Origin of the sequence: Streptomyces sp. C1-1 (assembly GCF_050214755.1) — a bacterium.
Taxonomy (GTDB): domain Bacteria; phylum Actinomycetota; class Actinomycetes; order Streptomycetales; family Streptomycetaceae; genus Streptomyces.
The window spans coordinates 9,584,183-9,598,700 of record NZ_CP189826.1 but is presented as its reverse complement, the minus strand read 5'-3'; the positions used below and the strand labels follow the sequence as shown (position 1 = coordinate 9,598,700).

Here is a 14,518-nt window from a genome sequence, read left to right as displayed (position 1 = left end):
ACCAGACCAGCGCCCTGGTCGAGTGGGCCACCGTGTTCCACCACCCATACGGCCAGCGGCCCGCGCACCCCGCACCGCTCGGGGGTGTTGGCTCATCGGTCCAGGCGAGGCATCCGGACGACCGCGGTTCCTCCGGCCAGATCGACCGTGGTCCTGTTCGGCGGGGCTCCGTCGTCCTCGTTGTCCGGCATGACGAGTGCCGACTGCCGTTCCTTCAACTCGTTCTGCTTCCCGGGCGAAAGACTCGCGTGCAGCTGCTCGAATCCGGTCGCCGATATCTGCCCCTGCCGTACGCTGTTCCGCCACGGCAGCACGCCGGCCCGTCCCGCGCGCAGCATCAACTGGTCGGCGAAGGCCAGCAGGGTCAGGACGACGACCAGGCCGGGCAGAGTCATGAAGAAGACGAATCCCATGACTCAGTATCCCCGCGGCTCGATGTCGGCGGTCAACCGTCGACGACGCCCCAGCGCCTCCACTTTAGAGCTCGCGCAGATAGGCGGCCTGGGGAGGCCCGGCATGGAGGCAGGCCAGATCCCGGCGATCATGGAGTTGCGACGCTCTGTGACCACTGGGAGACCTGTGCCCGTTCTTCCTTCATGGCTGACCGACCCGCTGTGGGACCAATTCGCGGCGTTGTTGCCCAGGCATCCCACGATCGATCCGTGCCAGTGCCGTCGCCTGGGATCTCAGCGCCGCTCACCAGGGCACGGGCGTTCCGTCCCAGGAGAAGAAGCCACCGGTGGGGCCGTCGTCTGGCAGCAGGGCCAGGCGGGCGGCTCCCTGGGCGGCCTCGGCCGGGTCGTCGCCGGCAGCGGCGGCCAGGGGGTTGAGGTCGGTGGCCCGCATGCCGGGGGCGAGCGCGTTGACCTTGAAGCCGTCCTCGGCCAGCGTCTGGGCGTAAAGGACGGTGAGGGCGTTGAGGGCGGCTTTGGACGACCGGTAGGCGGCGGCGCCACCGCTTCCCGGGGTGAACTGGGGGTTGGGGTTCGTGCTCCAGGTCAGCGATGCGGTGCCACTGGAGATGTTGACGATGCGCGGATGCGGGGACCGGCGCAGGGCGGGCAGGAAGGCATTGGTCACCGCCACCACCCCGAAGACGTTGGTCTCGTATGTGCGCCGGAACTCCTCGACGCTCGTGTCGGCCGGCGGGGCGAGTGACGGTGAGATCCCGGCGTTGTTGACCAGCACGTCCAGACGGTCCACCCGGCTCGCGGCCCGTGCGATGCCGTCAAGATCTGTCACGTCGAGGACCAGCAGGCGGGCGCCTGCGCCGATCTCCTCGACGGCTCGCTGTCCGAGCCCGCGGTTGCGTGAGCCCACGTACACGGTGAGGCCCTCGGCGGCCAGGAGCCGGGCGATGTGCTTGCCGATGCCCTTGTTGGCACCGGTGACAAGAGCTGTGCGATCGTTCATGGCAACTACCGTTCCCTGGCTGTGCGCGCCCTGCCAGGGACAACCTGTACCAGGCAGTGAGAGGAAGCGGCATGGCACGGCAAGAGCTGGCCCGCTTCCTGCGGGACCGCCGGGCGGGCCTGCGTCCACACGAGATCGGCCTGACGGCGACGGGCACCGATCGCCGGACACCAGGCCTGCGCCGCGAAGAGGTGGCGGAACTCGCCCACATGTCGGTCGACTACTACACGCGGCTGGAGCAGGCCCGGGGCCCGCGGCCGTCCACCCGGATCCTGGACGCGTTGTCCCAGGCACTGCGGCTCACGCCGGCCGAGCGCAGCCACCTGTTCCGCCTGGCGGGATCGAGCGCGCCGCCCGGCATCAGCGCCGTGCGGCGGGTACGCCCGCATGTGGCCGGGATGCTGGAGCGGTTGCCGGAGACCGGTGCCATCGTCACTGATGCGGCGTACGGAGTCGTCGCCTGGAACCCCCTGGCCCAGGCACTGCTCGGCGGCGATCTCGGAGGCGGGAGGATGAACCTGGCCCGGCGCCGCTTCCTTGGCCAGGGGCGGATGTACGAGAGCTCCAGCGCTGAGGAGTTCGGGCACATCGTGGTGGCGCGGCTGCGACGGGCCGCCGACCGCTACCCGCATGACCCGCAGCTGACCGCTCTGCTGGCCGAACTGCACACCGGCAGCGAGGAGTTCCGACAGATATGGCAAACGCGTCCGGTCCACGCCCCCGGGCACCGCACCAAGATCCTCGATCACCCGGAGACCGGCACGCTGCGGTTGAACTGTGACGTCCTGCTCGTGCCCGAGGATGACCAGGAAGTCGTCCTGATCACGGCCGACCCCGGATCACCTGCCGCGCGGACCCTGCACAGGCTGGCCAGGCAGGCGACCTGAAACATCAGACTGGCACAGGCCTCGCCAGTGGTTACAGAACGTCGCAACTACATGATCACTGGGGCCTGGACCCACCCACTTTCCACGCTGCCTATCTGCGCGGGCTCTTAGTCCGTACCAAGAAAGGCAACAAATAATGTCATATCCTCGCCAAAACCGGTCCACCTCCACCTGTGCCCGGCGCGCTCACCCTGGCGGTGCGCGGCCTCCGCACTGAGCGCGCTCGTCCTCACCCTCGGCGTCCTGCTCGGTCTCCCCACGGCCTCCGAGGCAGCCGGTTCGCTCCCGTGCGACATCTACGCCGCGGCCGGCACCCCGTGTGTGGCCGCGCACAGCGTCACCCGCGCCCTGCTGTCCTCGTACAACGGGCCGCTCTACCAGGTGACCCGCGTGTCCGACGGGGCCACGGCCCACATCGGCCTGCTCGCGCAGGGCGGTTACGCCAACGCGGCGGCGCAGGACGCCTTCTGCGCGAACAGCGGCGGCTGCCGCATCACGAAGATCTACGAACACAGCAGCCGCCACAACGACCTCACCCCCGGCACCGCCGGCACCGCCGGCACCGCCGGCATAGGCGCCGACCGCGGCGCCGACGCCTCCGAGATCTCCGTCAGCGCGGGCGGCCACAAGGTCTACGGCCTGTGGATCTCGCCGGGCGTCGGCTACCGCTACACCGGTGTCGCCTCCGGCGTCGCCGTCAACGGCCGGCCCGAAGGGGTCTACATGGTGGCCAGCGGCACCCACGTCGGCTCCGCCTGCTCCTTCGACTACGGCAACGCCGAAAGCACCCCGGCCGACACCGGCAACGGACACATGGACGCCGTATCCATCGCCACAACCGGGGCACGTTCTTCGAGGGCGTCATGGTCTCCGGCTATCCCACCGACGCCGCCGAGAACGCCGTGCAGGCCAACGTCACCTCCGTCGGCTACAGCGGCGAAACCGACGTACCGAACGGCCCCCAGGGCACCATCACCGGACCGGGCGGCAAGTGCGTCGGCGTCGCCGCCGACGACACCGGCACCAACGGCGCCGCCGTCCAGCTGTGGGACTGCCAGCCCTATGCCGAGGACCAGCACTGGACCCACAACCCCGACAACTCCCTATCCACCCTCGGCCGTTGCCTGGACATCGTGGGCAACGGCACGGCGAACGCCACCAAGGTGGAACTGTGGGACTGCAACGGCCCGCAGATCTGGGACTGCAACGGCGCCACCGCCCAGAAGTTCAGCCTGAGCTGACCGAGTAGGGCGGGCTCGCCGCAGGAGTGCTGCGCCAGTCGTCGGGCCTTTCGAGCACCATCGAAATGGTTCAGCCCTGTCCGCTCTCCACCGGATAGTGACGCCAGTAAGGGGACCGGCTCGGCAGTAGGGGGAGACATGCGCAAGATCTTCCGCGGCGCCGCCGCCTTCGCGGCAGCGGCAGCGGCTGTGATGGCGATGAGTGGGGTGGCGCAGGCGAAGCCCGCAGACGGTGACTACCAGGGCTGTCCTTACGGTGCCGTCTGCATCTACGGCCGGGACGTCAACCCGTGGGCCGATCCTCATCCGACCAACGTCTACTGGAGCTACGGGGCCCACAACCTCAGTAACCAGTACGGTGACCACTGGATCGTCAACAATCAGTACGGCGGCGCCAGCATGAGCACGTGCACGGGCTACAACGGCGTCGGTTGTCACGTGGCCCTCGAAGCGCAGTACTCCCAGCACTTCGACTTGACGCCGATCAACTCGATAACGCTCAATCCGTAGCGCGACCGACATGCACGCGGGTGCCCGGGAATCGTCGAAGGACGGTTCCCGGTACTCGTGTTGCCGACGTGCCGTCATGGGGTCGTGTGTTCTGTGGGGAGGGACACGTCCCGCTCGTCCCAGGAGGTGAGCGCCTCATCACTCGAGGGACAGGTTGACCGAATCATTCCCTACAAGGACATTCCATCCCGACGTTAGGATTCGGTCAGATAGGTGTGCAACGGGGGAAAAGAAATGCATCGAGGTTCCACACTGTCAGATGTCACATCCAAAATCCGAAAGATCCGGACACCTGGGCCGCAGCGCGCACGCTTCCGCTACGTCAGAAGCGTGCCGACCGAACGCCGGCGGGACGTCGCCGTGGCACTCCTGCTGCTGTGCATGACCTACGTCCTGCTCCCGCTTCGGGGTCTACCTCAGACCGAACGCTCCGGCTCCGTGGCGGAGTGGCTCCCGGAACAGGTGCTGATCTGGTGCCTGCGACTGATACCCCTCGTCCTGCTGCTCCCCCTCTACGTGACCCTGGTCGGCCGATTACGCGGAACGCGCGTGGTCTCCTGGGCGCGGGCGAGGGTGCTGCTGGTAGGCGCTCTGCTGCTCGCGCTGTTCGTCTTCTCGGCCCCGCTGGGCGCGGCGTTGCTCTGCTTCGTCGGCGGCCGCCTGCTGTTCAGGCTGGACCGGACCGACCGCCGCTCCCCCGACGCACGGGAGGATTCCGAAGGCCCGGTCGCCGTCGCGCGTGCGGAGGAACGCCATCGGCTCCGCCGGGACCTGCACGACGGTCTCACCCCCGTCCTGACGGGGCTCAGGCTGATGCTGGACACCGCGGCGCGCCGGCTCGACCACGATCCGCGGGCCCGCACCCTCGTCGAGGATGCGGCCGCAGGCGCCCGCCAGGCGATGGCCGAGACCCGCCGGGTCATCGACGGGCTGCCCCCCACCGACCTCGACGCGGCACAACTGCCAGCCGCGCTCGGCCGGTTGGCGACACGCATGACGGGACCTGTGACAACGGTGTCGGTGGCCGAGGATCCCGGCCTGCCCGGGGTGCTGCGAGCGGAGACCGAGACGGCCGCCTATCGCATCGCCGCAGAGGCGGTCACCAACGCCGTCCGGCACGCGCACGCCCGGCACGTGGAGATACGCCTCCGCGCCGCCTCGGACGTCCTGGTTCTGGACGTCGTGGACGACGGGGTGGGACCGTCACCGGCAACGAGACGTCGTCACGGAACCGGCCTGCCCTCGATGACGCGGCGCGCGGCGGAGGCCGGTGGCTGGTGCGCGGTGCGCGCCCGGGCGGGCGGCCGCCGTGGGACGGATGTCCACGCCGAGTTGCCACTGAGCCCCCGATGAAGCCGCGAGTCTTCCTGGTGGATGACCACCCGCTCTTCCTGACCGGCCTGCGCGTCGCGCTGGAGGACGCCGGAATCGCGGTGGTCGGCGAGGCGCACACCGGGAAACAGGCGCTGGACAGCCTGCGGGCGCCGGACTTCGCGGCCGATGTCGTCCTGGTGGATCTCCAGTTGCCCGACCGGTCGGGTGTCGAGGTCATCCGGTCGTTGGTGCTCGACGCGGAAGCGGGGAAGCGGACGCCGTACTTCCTGGCGCTGTCGGCCTCCGAGAGCGACTCCACGGTCGTCATGGCGCTACGGGCGGGCGCGCACGGTTATCTCGTCAAGGAGACGCCGGGCGACGACCTGGTCCGGGCGGTACGGGTGGCGGCCGGGGGCGGCGCCGTTTTCAGCCCGGCGGTGGCGGGGCGGTTGGCCGCGCTCTTCTCGGCGGTGCACGAGCTGCCCAGCCGGGCCGCCCTGCCCGAACTCACCGACCGGGAAAGGCAGGTCCTGGATCTGGTGGCCCGTGGGCACAACAACCGGCGGATCGCTCGTGCGCTGATGCTGTCGGAGAAGACGGTGCGCAACCACGTCTCGCACGTGTTCACCAAGCTCGGGGTCGGGGACCGTGCCGCGGCGGTGGTGCTGGCGCGTGACGCCGGTCTGGGTCAGTGAGTGCCCGGGCCGGTGTCCCTCGCCGGGGCGACGAGCCCGGTTTCGTAACCGACGATGACCAGCTGTGCCCGGTCCCGGGCGTCGAGTTTGCTCAGCAGGTGTCCGACATGGGTCTTGACGGTGTGCAGGCTGACCCGCAGATGGTCGGCGATCTCGCGGTTGGACAGTCCCCGGGCCACCAAGGTGAGCACCTCCCGCTCCCGCTCGGTCGTACCGTCGAGCGCACGGGACGGCCGGCGGGACGACTCGGGCCGGTTCGCGAACTCGGCGATCAGCCGGCGCGTCACCGAGGGCGCGAGAAGTCCCTCGCTGGCCGCGACCAGGCGCACGCCGGTCAGGAGCTCAGCCGGCGGGGTGTCCTTGAGCAGGAACCCGCTGGCTCCGGCCCGCAGCGCCGTGTAGACGTAGGAGTCCAGGTCGAACATGGTCAGAATGAGCACCCGCGGCCCTCCGGCGGCGGCGCAGATCCGACGGGTCGCCTCGATTCCGTCCATCCCTGGCATGCGGACATCCATGAGGATCACGTCGGGGTGTTCCGCGGCGGCCAGTTCGACGGCTTGTCCGCCGGTGGCGGCTTCTCCGACCACCCTCAGGTCCGGTTCCGCGTCCAGCAGCATCCGGAAACTGCCGCGCAGCAGTGCCTGGTCGTCGACGACCAGTACCCGGATGGGGTCGGTCACGTGGGCTCCCCCTCGCTGTGGGCGGTGGGCCCGTAGGGTATGCGGGCCAGCACCCGGTAGCCACCGTCGAGCCGGGGGCCGGCCTCGAACTCCCCGCTGTACGCCGCCACCCGCTCCCGCATGCCCGTCAGCCCGTGTCCGGTCGCAGACCCGCCGCGACCCGGCGCGGCCCGTCCGTCGTCGGTGATCTCCACCGTCACCACGTGTTCCTCCGCCACGACGCGCGCTTGGCAGCGCGCCGGCGCCGCGTGTTTCACCGCATTGGTCAGTGCCTCCTGCACGATGCGGTACACGGTCAACTGGACACCCTCCGAGAGTATTTCGGTGCCCGTGGTACACAACTCCACACGTAGGCCCGCCATCTCGGCCTGCTCCACGAGAACAGTGAGACCGTCCAGCGCGGGAACGGGACGCAGTTCGGCCGCGCTCTCCGGCTCCTCCGCGCGTAACACGCCCAGGAGCCGGCGCAGTTCCCCCAGCGCGCTCCGGCTGACCGTCTCGATCGCGGCCAGCGCCTCGTACGCCGCCTCCGGGCGACCGCGTCCCAAATGGTTGGCGACGCCCGCCTTGACGGCGATCACCCCCACGCTGTGGGTGACCACATCATGCAACTCCCGTGCGATCCGGAGCCGTTCCTCGGCCACCGCGCGCTGGGTGACCTGGTCGGCGAGCCGCCTGGCCGAGGCCCGGCGCTCCCGCACGGCACGGCCCACGGTCCAGGCCCCGCCCAACAGGGCGCATCCGACGACCAGCAGCGAGGTACCGTCCCGCCACCGTCCCGGAGAACTGCCCAGCAGGGCGGCAAGCAGAGCCAGCACGCTCACCGCGCCGATCACCGGGGTCGGCAGCCATCTCCGTCGCGGCTCACCTACCGCGACCGTGTACAGGGCGAAGGAAGCCGCCACGAACGGCTCGTGCACGACGCCGTAGAAGGCCGAGAGCACGGAGGCAACGGTCACCAGCGCGAACACACCGCGCGGCCAGACCCGGCGGACGGCCCCGGGCAGCCCGATCGCCGCCGCCAGCACCAGTAGCACCCACAGCGGCGCCGACCGTGCTCCCACCTGCGACGGCCGCCCGTGCGCCGAGACCGTGAAGCCGGCCAGCACGGCGCTGAACACCAGACAGGCCAGGATGTCGGCGGCGATCAGCCCGCGTCGACCGAGTGGCGGCACAGGCGTCCACCGGGAAGCCAGGTACTCCATGTCCCGACCGTAACCGGGCCGGCCCGCGCCGCGCCTCGCCCGCCGGTATGTCACTCCCCGGTCTGACACCCTGCGTCCGCGCGGTTCACCGTCGTCCCTCAGGTCGACGGCGTGAATCGGAGGCCGGTCCGATGTGCCGCCGCCCTGTGCTGCAGGAGCGTGGACGGATGATCGAAGTGCGTGAACTGACCAAACGCTACGGGCGTACCGTGGCCGTCGACGGGCTGTCCTTCCACATCGAACCGGGCCGGATCACCGGCTTCCTCGGCCCCAACGGTGCCGGCAAGTCCACCACGATGCGCATGATGCTGAGCCTGGACCGGCCCGACCGGGGAAGCGTGCTGTTCGACGGAAGGCCCTACCACCGCATCGCGGAACCGCTGCGGCACGTGGGGGCACTGTTGGAGGCCCGGACGCTGCACGGCGGCCGCAGCGCCCACGACCACCTGTGGTGTCTGGCCCGCGCGAACCGTGTCCCGAGGCGCCGGGTCGACGAGGTGATCGCGCTGGTGGGTCTCGACGACGTGGCCCGGCGGCGCGCCGGCGGCTTCTCCCTGGGCATGGCCCAACGCCTCGGCATCGCCGCTGCCCTGCTGGGCGATCCGGCCGTCCTGCTGCTCGACGAACCGGTCAACGGCCTCGATCCCGAAGGCATCCTGTGGATCCGCACGCTGATGAAGCGCCTGGCCGCCGAGGGACGCACGGTCTTCGTCTCCAGCCACCTGATGAGCGAGATGGCCATCACCGCCGACCACCTCATCGTGATCGGCCGGGGCCGGGTGCTCGCCGACACCGGCATGGACGACTTCATCGCTCGCAACTCCCGTGGCCGAGTACGGATCGGCACCCCCGAGCCGCAGCGGCTGCGCGAGGTACTGAGCCGCGCGGGCATCGACGCCGAGCCGACGCCGGACGGGGGCCTGGAGGCGACCGGCGCCCGGCCGGCCGCCATCGGCTCCCTGGCCGCCGCCCACGGGATCACACTCGACGAACTGAGCCCCCGTCCGGCCTCCTTGGAAGAGGCGTTCATGCGGCTGACGGCGCAGACCGTGCAGTACCGCGCGGCGGACGCGGAGGCCGGCGAAAAGGAGACACTCGCATGAGCAGGTCGTCCCTGTCGGCGGTCATCGCCGCCGAATGGATCAAGATCCGGTCCGTGCGGTCGACCCCCTGGACCCTGGCGCTGGCGTTTGTCACCACCGTCGGCCTGAGCGTGGCCTTCGGATTCGCAGTCCGCACCCTGATGGCCGACCATCCGGTGAGGAACTACGACCCCGTCGCCACCGGCCTCGGCGGTTTCCTCTACACGCAGGTGGTGTTCGTCGTCTTCGGGGTGCTGGTGGTCAGCACCGAGTACACCACCGGCATGATCCGAGCCTCCCTGACCGCCGTACCCTCGCGCGGGCTCTTCTACGGCTGCAAGGTCCTCGCCGGCACCCTCGCCGCGCTCGGCGTGTCGGTGCTCACGGTGTTCGTCACCTTCTTCGCGGCCGAGGCGGCGATCGGCGGACGGTACAACGCATCGCTCCAGGACCCCGGTGCGCTGCGCGCGGTCCTCGGCATGTGCGCCTATCTCACGCTGCTCACCGCGTTCTCCATGGGGGTCGCGGCGATGCTGCGCAGCTCGACCCTGTCCCTGGGCATCCTGATCCCGCTCTTCTTCGCACTCTCCCGCCTGATCGGCAAGATCCCCGGCCTGCTCACCGTCACCCGGTACCTGCCCGACCAGGCCGGCCTTCGGGTCATGGCGGTCGTGCCCCAGGGGCCAGGACCCGGCCCCATCCCCGGGCTGCTGATCCTGGTGGCCTGGACCGCCGCGGCGCTGCTGGGCGGCTACCTCGTACTGGTCCGCCGTGACGCCTGACCCGGCCCGAGCAGGACACGGACGGTGCCGGCATCCCATGCGCCCGGGACAACGGGCTGCCTAGCTTCGGCCGTGTCAGCGAGGACCGGCAACGGCCCTCACCCCTTCCTTCACGGGACGGAGAACACGCATGACCGAGAACGAAGGCATCTACGAGCCGCCTGCCCTCACCGAGATCGGCGACTTCGCGGACCTCACCATGGGCCTCCCCAACGGAAACGACGACTGGTTCGGCCTGTACGCCTGGCTGGGCTGACGCTGTCCGCCGGTGACCGCGGGGCCGCGGCCCCGCGGTCACCGGTGCCATCCCCGACGTCGCGACCCTTCCTGCACGAGAAAGAGCTCACGCATGACCCAGAAGCAAGACGTCCACGAGCCACCTGCCCTCACGGAGATCGGCGACTTCGCCGCCGTCACCCAGGGTGCCGTGCTCCCCGGCGACGACTGGTTCGGCTGGCAGTCCTACCCGGGCTGACGCCATCCACCGGTGGCCACGAGGGCCACCGTCCAGCGGCCACCGGTGCCGTCCGAAGGATTCCACGGAAGGGCAGTCGACCGTCATGACCACGGATTTCCTCATCCTTCCCGACTGTGACGGGGCGGAGGGCCCGGCCCGACGTGTCGTCGCGTCGGGTGCCGGCCAGGTCGTCCCGCACGCTTCCGGGCGGCCCTGGCTGGTGCCGATCGGCGCTTGGAGCGCGCCGGACCTGACCCTGGTGACCGCCGGTGACCGGCGGCTGGCCGTCATCGGCCGTACCCGGCTGGACCCGGACACGGTGGCCCGGGCGCTCGGCCGGGCTCGCGGCCCGCAGGACCTCGACGCGGTGGCCCGCGCGCTGCCGGGCGGTGTGCACCTCGCTGTGTCCTTCGGCGGCCGAACCCGCAGCCAGGGTTCCGTGTCGACGGCACGCCAGCTCTTCCTCGCCCGGGTCGACGGAATCACCGTGGCCGCCACGACTCCGCGCCCCCTCGCCGCCCTCACCGGCGCCGTTCTCGACGAGGCGAGTCTGGCGCTGCAGTTGGTGAACCCGGTGGTGCCCTGGCCGCTGGCCCTGCGCACGTTGTGGACCGGGGTGTCCCAACTGCCCAGCGGGCATTGGCTGGAGACCTCACCCGACGGCACACACCGCACGGTGCCGTGGTGGCAACCCCCGGCCGCCGAGCTGCCGTTGGAGGAGGCCGCCGACCGGTTGCGCGAGGCGTTGCGGGACGCGCTCGCCGTACGCGCCGGCGCGAGCGACGGCATCGGGGCCGACCTCTCCGGCGGACTGGACTCCACCAGCCTCTGTTTCCTGGCGTCCGAAGCCGGGGCCAGGCTGCTGACCCATCACTGGCGGCCCCGGGACCGGGGGAACGACGACACCGTCTGGGCACGGCGGGCCGCGGACCGGCTGCCGTACGCCCGGCACAAGGTGTTCGAGGCGCACGAGGCGCCCGGCTGGTTCGCCCGCCAGGACGATCCCGACGGTCTGCGGGACGACGCCGAAGGCCTGTCCGCGTGGAACCGCAACCGCACGCAGATGGAACACCTGGCGCGGCTGGACGCGGCGGACGGCTGCGACGTGCACCTGATCGGGCTCGGCGGCGACGAGTTGTTCGGAGTGATCCCCACCTATCTGTGGACCCTGGTCCGCCGCAGCCCGCTCCTGGGGCTACGGGTCGTACGGCGTCACCGGGCCGTGAACCGCTGGCGGGCGGGCGCGACCCTGCGTGGCCTCACGGACCGCTCCTCCTTCGCCCAGTCCCTGGCACAGGCCGCGGATCTCCTCCAGGCCCCGCAGCGCGGGGCGTTCGAGCCGGCCCTGGGCTGGGGCTTCGCGCCCCGGCTGCCGTCCTGGGCCACGCCGGACGCGGTGGGCACGGTCCGCCGCCTGATGCGGGAGGCCGCCGACGGCGACCCGGCACCGCTGGGTCCGGACCGGCTCACCCACCAGATCCTGGAGCTGACCGTGCTGGCCGGGTGCACCTTGCGGCAGATGCGGCTGGGCCTCGCACCGTTCGGCGTCGAATGGGACGCCCCCTACCTCGACGACCGGGTCGTCGAGGCCGCCCTGTCCGTACGCGTCCAGGACCGGGTCACCCACGGGCGCTACAAGCCCGTGCTCGGCGCCGCCCTGCGAGGTGTCGTGCCCGAGGAGATCCTGCAGCGCCGCAGCAAGGGCGAGTACACCGCCGAGGTGTACGACGGAATGCGCCGCAACCGCCGCTTCCTGCTCGGGCTCTGTGACGACCTGCGCCTGTCCCGGCTGGGTCTGGTGGACGCGGACCGCCTGCGTGCCGCACTGCTGGCGCTCGGACCCGAGAGCCGCCACGTCAACCCCTTCTACAACACCTTGGCCCAGGAGGTCTGGCTCCGCTCGCCGAGCGCTGCGGCCGACCCGGCCGAACTCCCGGCAGGAGACGCTCGATGACCCTCGCTCTGACCCCCGACGTCACCCTCACCGACGTCGAGAACGGCCTGGTGCTGCTCGACCAGCGCAACGGCCGGTACTGGCACCTCAACGGCACCGGTGCCACGGCGCTGCGCATGCTGCTCGACGGCAGCTCCCCCGAGGACACCGCCCGCAGACTGGGCGACCAGGCCCCGGACGGGGCCGGGCGGGCCCTTGCCGATGTGCGCTCTCTGGTGGACGGGCTGCGACGGGCACGTCTGGTGGTGACTCGATGAGCATGCCCGTGACATACGAGGCGGGAGTGCGCCTGTCCTGGCATCGGCAGGTCACCGCCCGTTGGGCGGTGGTGACGGCACGTCTGCTGATCCTGCTGCCGCCACGCCGACTGGCCCGCGTCCTGAGGCTGCTGAGCAAGGGAGCCCGGCCCGCCACCACGGCCCAGGCGCTCTCGGCACGGCAGGCGGCCGTGACGGTCAGCGCCCGGTGCTCGGGGCAGGGCTGTCTTCAACGGTCGGTCGCCACCGTGCTGCAGTGCCGGCTGTGGGGCAGGTGGCCCGACTGGTGCACCGGCATCCGTACGCAGCCCTTCCGCGCACACGCCTGGGTGGAGGTGGACGGGGTCGCAGTCGGCGAACAGGGCGACATGACGCCGTACCACACCACCATGACCGTACGCCTGCGTCCGGGAAGCCGCTCGTGACCGTGGGCGGGGCACCGGCCGTGCTCGCCGAGGGCCTGCGCAAGGCGTACGGCCCGGCCACCGCGGTGGCCGGGCTCGACCTGACGGTGCCCGCGGGGCAGGTCTTCGGCTTCCTCGGTCCCAACGGCGCCGGCAAGTCCACCACCATCGCCATGCTGTGCACACTGCTGCGCCCGGACGCCGGGCGCGCCGCGGTCGGCGGGCACGACGTACTGCGCCACCCGGACCAGGTGCGCCGGGCCATCGGGCTGGTGTTCCAGGAGACCACTCTGGACCAGGACCTGACGGCCGAGGAGAACCTGCGCTTCCAGGCGGATCTCTACGGGGTCCCCCGGGCCCGGGCCCGCGCGGCGATCGACGACCTGCTCGCGATGGTGGGCCTCACGGAGCGGCACAGGACGCCGGTACGTGCGCTGTCCGGCGGGATGCGACGGCGGCTGGAGATCGTCCGGGCACTGTTGCACGCCCCGCGGGTGCTCTTCCTGGACGAGCCGACCACCGGACTCGACCCGCAGAGCCGGGCCGTCGTGTGGGAGCACCTGCACCGGCTGCGGCGCGAGCAGGACATCACCGTGTTCCTGACCACGCACCACTTGGCGGAGGCCGAGCACTGCGACCGGATCGCGATCATGGATCACGGCCGGCTCGTCGCGGAGGGCACCCCCGAGGACCTCAAGGCCGCGGTCGGTCCGACCCTCGACGACGTCTTCCTGCATCACACCGGCCGGGCCATCAGGGACGGCAGCGAGGCAACCGACTGGACGGGGGCGAGGGGATGACCACGTTCGCCGGCACACCGCCACCTGCCCGGAACCGGGCCGCGGGGGACCTGCGGACGATACGCGTTCTGTGGCAGCGGGAGATGATCCGGTTCGCCAGGCGCCGGGTGCGGATCGCGATGGGGCTGGTCAGCCCGCTGATGTTCCTGCTCGTGCTCGGCACGGGCCTCGGCTCCGCGATCGGCGACGGCGACGACGCGGGGAGCTACCGCGCCTATCTCTTCCCCGGCATGTTGTTGATGGCGGCTCAGGCACCCGCGCTCGCCGTCGGTGCGTCGATCCTGTGGGACCGGCAGTCGGGGTTCCTGCGGCAGATGCTGGTGGCCCCGGTCCGCCGTCCCGCGCTGATCGCCGGGATCTGTCTGGGTGGCGCCAGCACGGGCGCGGCCCACGGCGCGCTGGTCCTGGTGCTCGCCGGAACGGCGCACGTCCCCTACGACGCCCGGCTGCTGCTGGCGCTGGTGGAGGTCGGCCTGCTCTCCTTCGCGTTCACCGCACTCGGCGTCCTCTTGGCGGTGTGCGTGCGGCGACCGGACACCTACCAGGTCGTGGCCGGGCTGTTCCTCATGCCGCTGCTGTTCCTGTCGGGCGCGTTGTTTCCCGTGGGCCGGTTGCCGGCCTGGCTCAACGCGGCGGTACTCGTCAATCCGCTCACCTACGGCATCGACGCGTTGCGCCGCACCCTGTCGGGTTCGCTGGACCTGGGCGGGGTGGCGCGCGGGCCGCGTTGGAACGGGTGGGCGCCGCCGGTCGCCCTCGAACTGGGCATCGTCGCGCTGCTGGCGGCCGCCGCACTGGCCGTGGCCACCAGCAGGTTCTCCCGCACCGGCTGACGGC

18 protein-coding genes and 2 pseudogenes are annotated in these 14,518 nt (G+C 71.1%); 16 read left to right on the top strand and 4 right to left on the bottom strand.

The genetic code is table 11. The features are described 5' to 3' along the window. Positions 1 to 92: 92 nt before the first annotated feature. The gene (locus ACQF4J_RS43815) at positions 93 to 413 is read right to left on the bottom strand and encodes a DUF6191 domain-containing protein (RefSeq protein ID WP_427168288.1); all 321 of its coding nucleotides are present in this window, start codon (positions 411 to 413) and stop codon (positions 93 to 95) included. Positions 414 to 579: 166 nt separating this feature from the next. Here ACQF4J_RS43815 and ACQF4J_RS43810 point away from each other — a divergent pair. Beyond that, positions 580 to 663: pseudogene (locus ACQF4J_RS43810) on the top strand (IS5/IS1182 family transposase); the annotation flags it as partial. Between the two features lie 33 nt (positions 664 to 696). Here the strand turns inward: ACQF4J_RS43810 and ACQF4J_RS43805 are convergent. Then, positions 697 to 1,413 carry an SDR family oxidoreductase gene (locus tag ACQF4J_RS43805; protein WP_351584777.1) on the bottom strand — a complete coding sequence of 239 codons (717 nt, stop codon included), beginning with the start codon at positions 1,411 to 1,413 and terminating at the stop codon, positions 697 to 699. Positions 1,414 to 1,484: 71 nt separating this feature from the next. On the opposite strand from ACQF4J_RS43805, the gene ACQF4J_RS43800 reads away from it, so the two are divergent. The 6 genes and pseudogenes from ACQF4J_RS43800 (at position 1,485) to ACQF4J_RS43775 (ending at position 6,060) form a co-directional block, all read left to right on the top strand. After that, a complete protein-coding gene (locus ACQF4J_RS43800; RefSeq protein WP_351584775.1) occupies positions 1,485 to 2,300 on the top strand; it encodes a helix-turn-helix transcriptional regulator in 816 nt (271 codons plus the stop codon). Between the two features lie 321 nt (positions 2,301 to 2,621). After that, positions 2,622 to 3,110, top strand: a pseudogene (locus ACQF4J_RS43795) (arabinofuranosidase catalytic domain-containing protein); the annotation flags it as partial. Between the two features lie 53 nt (positions 3,111 to 3,163). Further along, positions 3,164 to 3,541 (top strand): ricin-type beta-trefoil lectin domain protein, encoded by a 378-nt coding sequence (locus tag ACQF4J_RS43790; RefSeq protein WP_427168287.1) that lies wholly within the window; start codon positions 3,164 to 3,166, stop codon positions 3,539 to 3,541. Positions 3,542 to 3,679: 138 nt separating this feature from the next. Continuing rightward, entirely contained in the window at positions 3,680 to 4,051 is a 372-nt protein-coding gene (locus ACQF4J_RS43785; protein ID WP_351584773.1) for a hypothetical protein, read from the top strand. A gap of 330 nt (positions 4,052 to 4,381) precedes the next feature. Continuing rightward, positions 4,382 to 5,404, top strand: coding sequence for a sensor histidine kinase (locus tag ACQF4J_RS43780; protein ID WP_351584771.1), 1,023 nt, complete (start codon positions 4,382 to 4,384; stop codon positions 5,402 to 5,404). Continuing rightward, positions 5,401 to 6,060 (top strand): response regulator transcription factor, encoded by a 660-nt coding sequence (locus ACQF4J_RS43775; RefSeq protein WP_351584769.1) that lies wholly within the window; start codon positions 5,401 to 5,403, stop codon positions 6,058 to 6,060. Before ACQF4J_RS43780 ends, ACQF4J_RS43775 begins: the two co-directional genes overlap by 4 nt. On the opposite strand, the gene ACQF4J_RS43770 is transcribed toward ACQF4J_RS43775, so the two are convergent. Then, complete coding sequence (locus ACQF4J_RS43770) at positions 6,054 to 6,740, bottom strand: response regulator (RefSeq protein WP_427168286.1); 687 nt, start codon at positions 6,738 to 6,740, stop codon at positions 6,054 to 6,056. The genes ACQF4J_RS43775 and ACQF4J_RS43770 overlap by 7 nt on opposite strands. Continuing rightward, entirely contained in the window at positions 6,737 to 7,945 is a 1,209-nt protein-coding gene (locus ACQF4J_RS43765; RefSeq protein ID WP_427168285.1) for a sensor histidine kinase, read from the bottom strand. Before ACQF4J_RS43765 ends, ACQF4J_RS43770 begins: the two co-directional genes overlap by 4 nt. A gap of 167 nt (positions 7,946 to 8,112) precedes the next feature. On the opposite strand from ACQF4J_RS43765, the gene ACQF4J_RS43760 reads away from it, so the two are divergent. The 9 genes from ACQF4J_RS43760 to ACQF4J_RS43720 all read left to right on the top strand — a co-directional run bounded on the left by ACQF4J_RS43760 (position 8,113) and on the right by ACQF4J_RS43720 (position 14,514). Then, a complete protein-coding gene (locus ACQF4J_RS43760) occupies positions 8,113 to 9,048 on the top strand; it encodes an ABC transporter ATP-binding protein (RefSeq protein WP_427168284.1) in 936 nt (311 codons plus the stop codon). Beyond that, entirely contained in the window at positions 9,045 to 9,809 is a 765-nt protein-coding gene (locus ACQF4J_RS43755; RefSeq protein ID WP_351584763.1) for an ABC transporter permease, read from the top strand. Before ACQF4J_RS43760 ends, ACQF4J_RS43755 begins: the two co-directional genes overlap by 4 nt. A 130-nt stretch (positions 9,810 to 9,939) precedes the next feature. Next, positions 9,940 to 10,065, top strand: coding sequence for a lasso RiPP family leader peptide-containing protein (locus ACQF4J_RS43750; protein ID WP_351806603.1), 126 nt, complete (start codon positions 9,940 to 9,942; stop codon positions 10,063 to 10,065). A gap of 93 nt (positions 10,066 to 10,158) precedes the next feature. Beyond that, positions 10,159 to 10,284 carry a lasso RiPP family leader peptide-containing protein gene (locus tag ACQF4J_RS43745; protein WP_351582936.1) on the top strand — a complete coding sequence of 42 codons (126 nt, stop codon included), beginning with the start codon at positions 10,159 to 10,161 and terminating at the stop codon, positions 10,282 to 10,284. Positions 10,285 to 10,369: 85 nt separating this feature from the next. Continuing rightward, positions 10,370 to 12,220 carry an asparagine synthase-related protein gene (locus ACQF4J_RS43740; RefSeq protein WP_427168283.1) on the top strand — a complete coding sequence of 617 codons (1,851 nt, stop codon included), beginning with the start codon at positions 10,370 to 10,372 and terminating at the stop codon, positions 12,218 to 12,220. After that, positions 12,217 to 12,477, top strand: coding sequence for a lasso peptide biosynthesis PqqD family chaperone (locus tag ACQF4J_RS43735; RefSeq protein ID WP_351582942.1), 261 nt, complete (start codon positions 12,217 to 12,219; stop codon positions 12,475 to 12,477). The genes ACQF4J_RS43740 and ACQF4J_RS43735 overlap by 4 nt, the downstream gene beginning before the upstream one ends. After that, on the top strand, positions 12,474 to 12,902 hold the full coding sequence (locus ACQF4J_RS43730) for a lasso peptide biosynthesis B2 protein (RefSeq protein ID WP_351806609.1): 429 nt from the start codon (positions 12,474 to 12,476) through the stop codon (positions 12,900 to 12,902). Before ACQF4J_RS43735 ends, ACQF4J_RS43730 begins: the two co-directional genes overlap by 4 nt. Further along, positions 12,899 to 13,681 (top strand): ABC transporter ATP-binding protein, encoded by a 783-nt coding sequence (locus ACQF4J_RS43725; protein ID WP_427168282.1) that lies wholly within the window; start codon positions 12,899 to 12,901, stop codon positions 13,679 to 13,681. Before ACQF4J_RS43730 ends, ACQF4J_RS43725 begins: the two co-directional genes overlap by 4 nt. Further along, a complete protein-coding gene (locus tag ACQF4J_RS43720) occupies positions 13,678 to 14,514 on the top strand; it encodes an ABC transporter permease (RefSeq protein WP_351806611.1) in 837 nt (278 codons plus the stop codon). Before ACQF4J_RS43725 ends, ACQF4J_RS43720 begins: the two co-directional genes overlap by 4 nt. Positions 14,515 to 14,518: the final 4 nt, after the last annotated feature.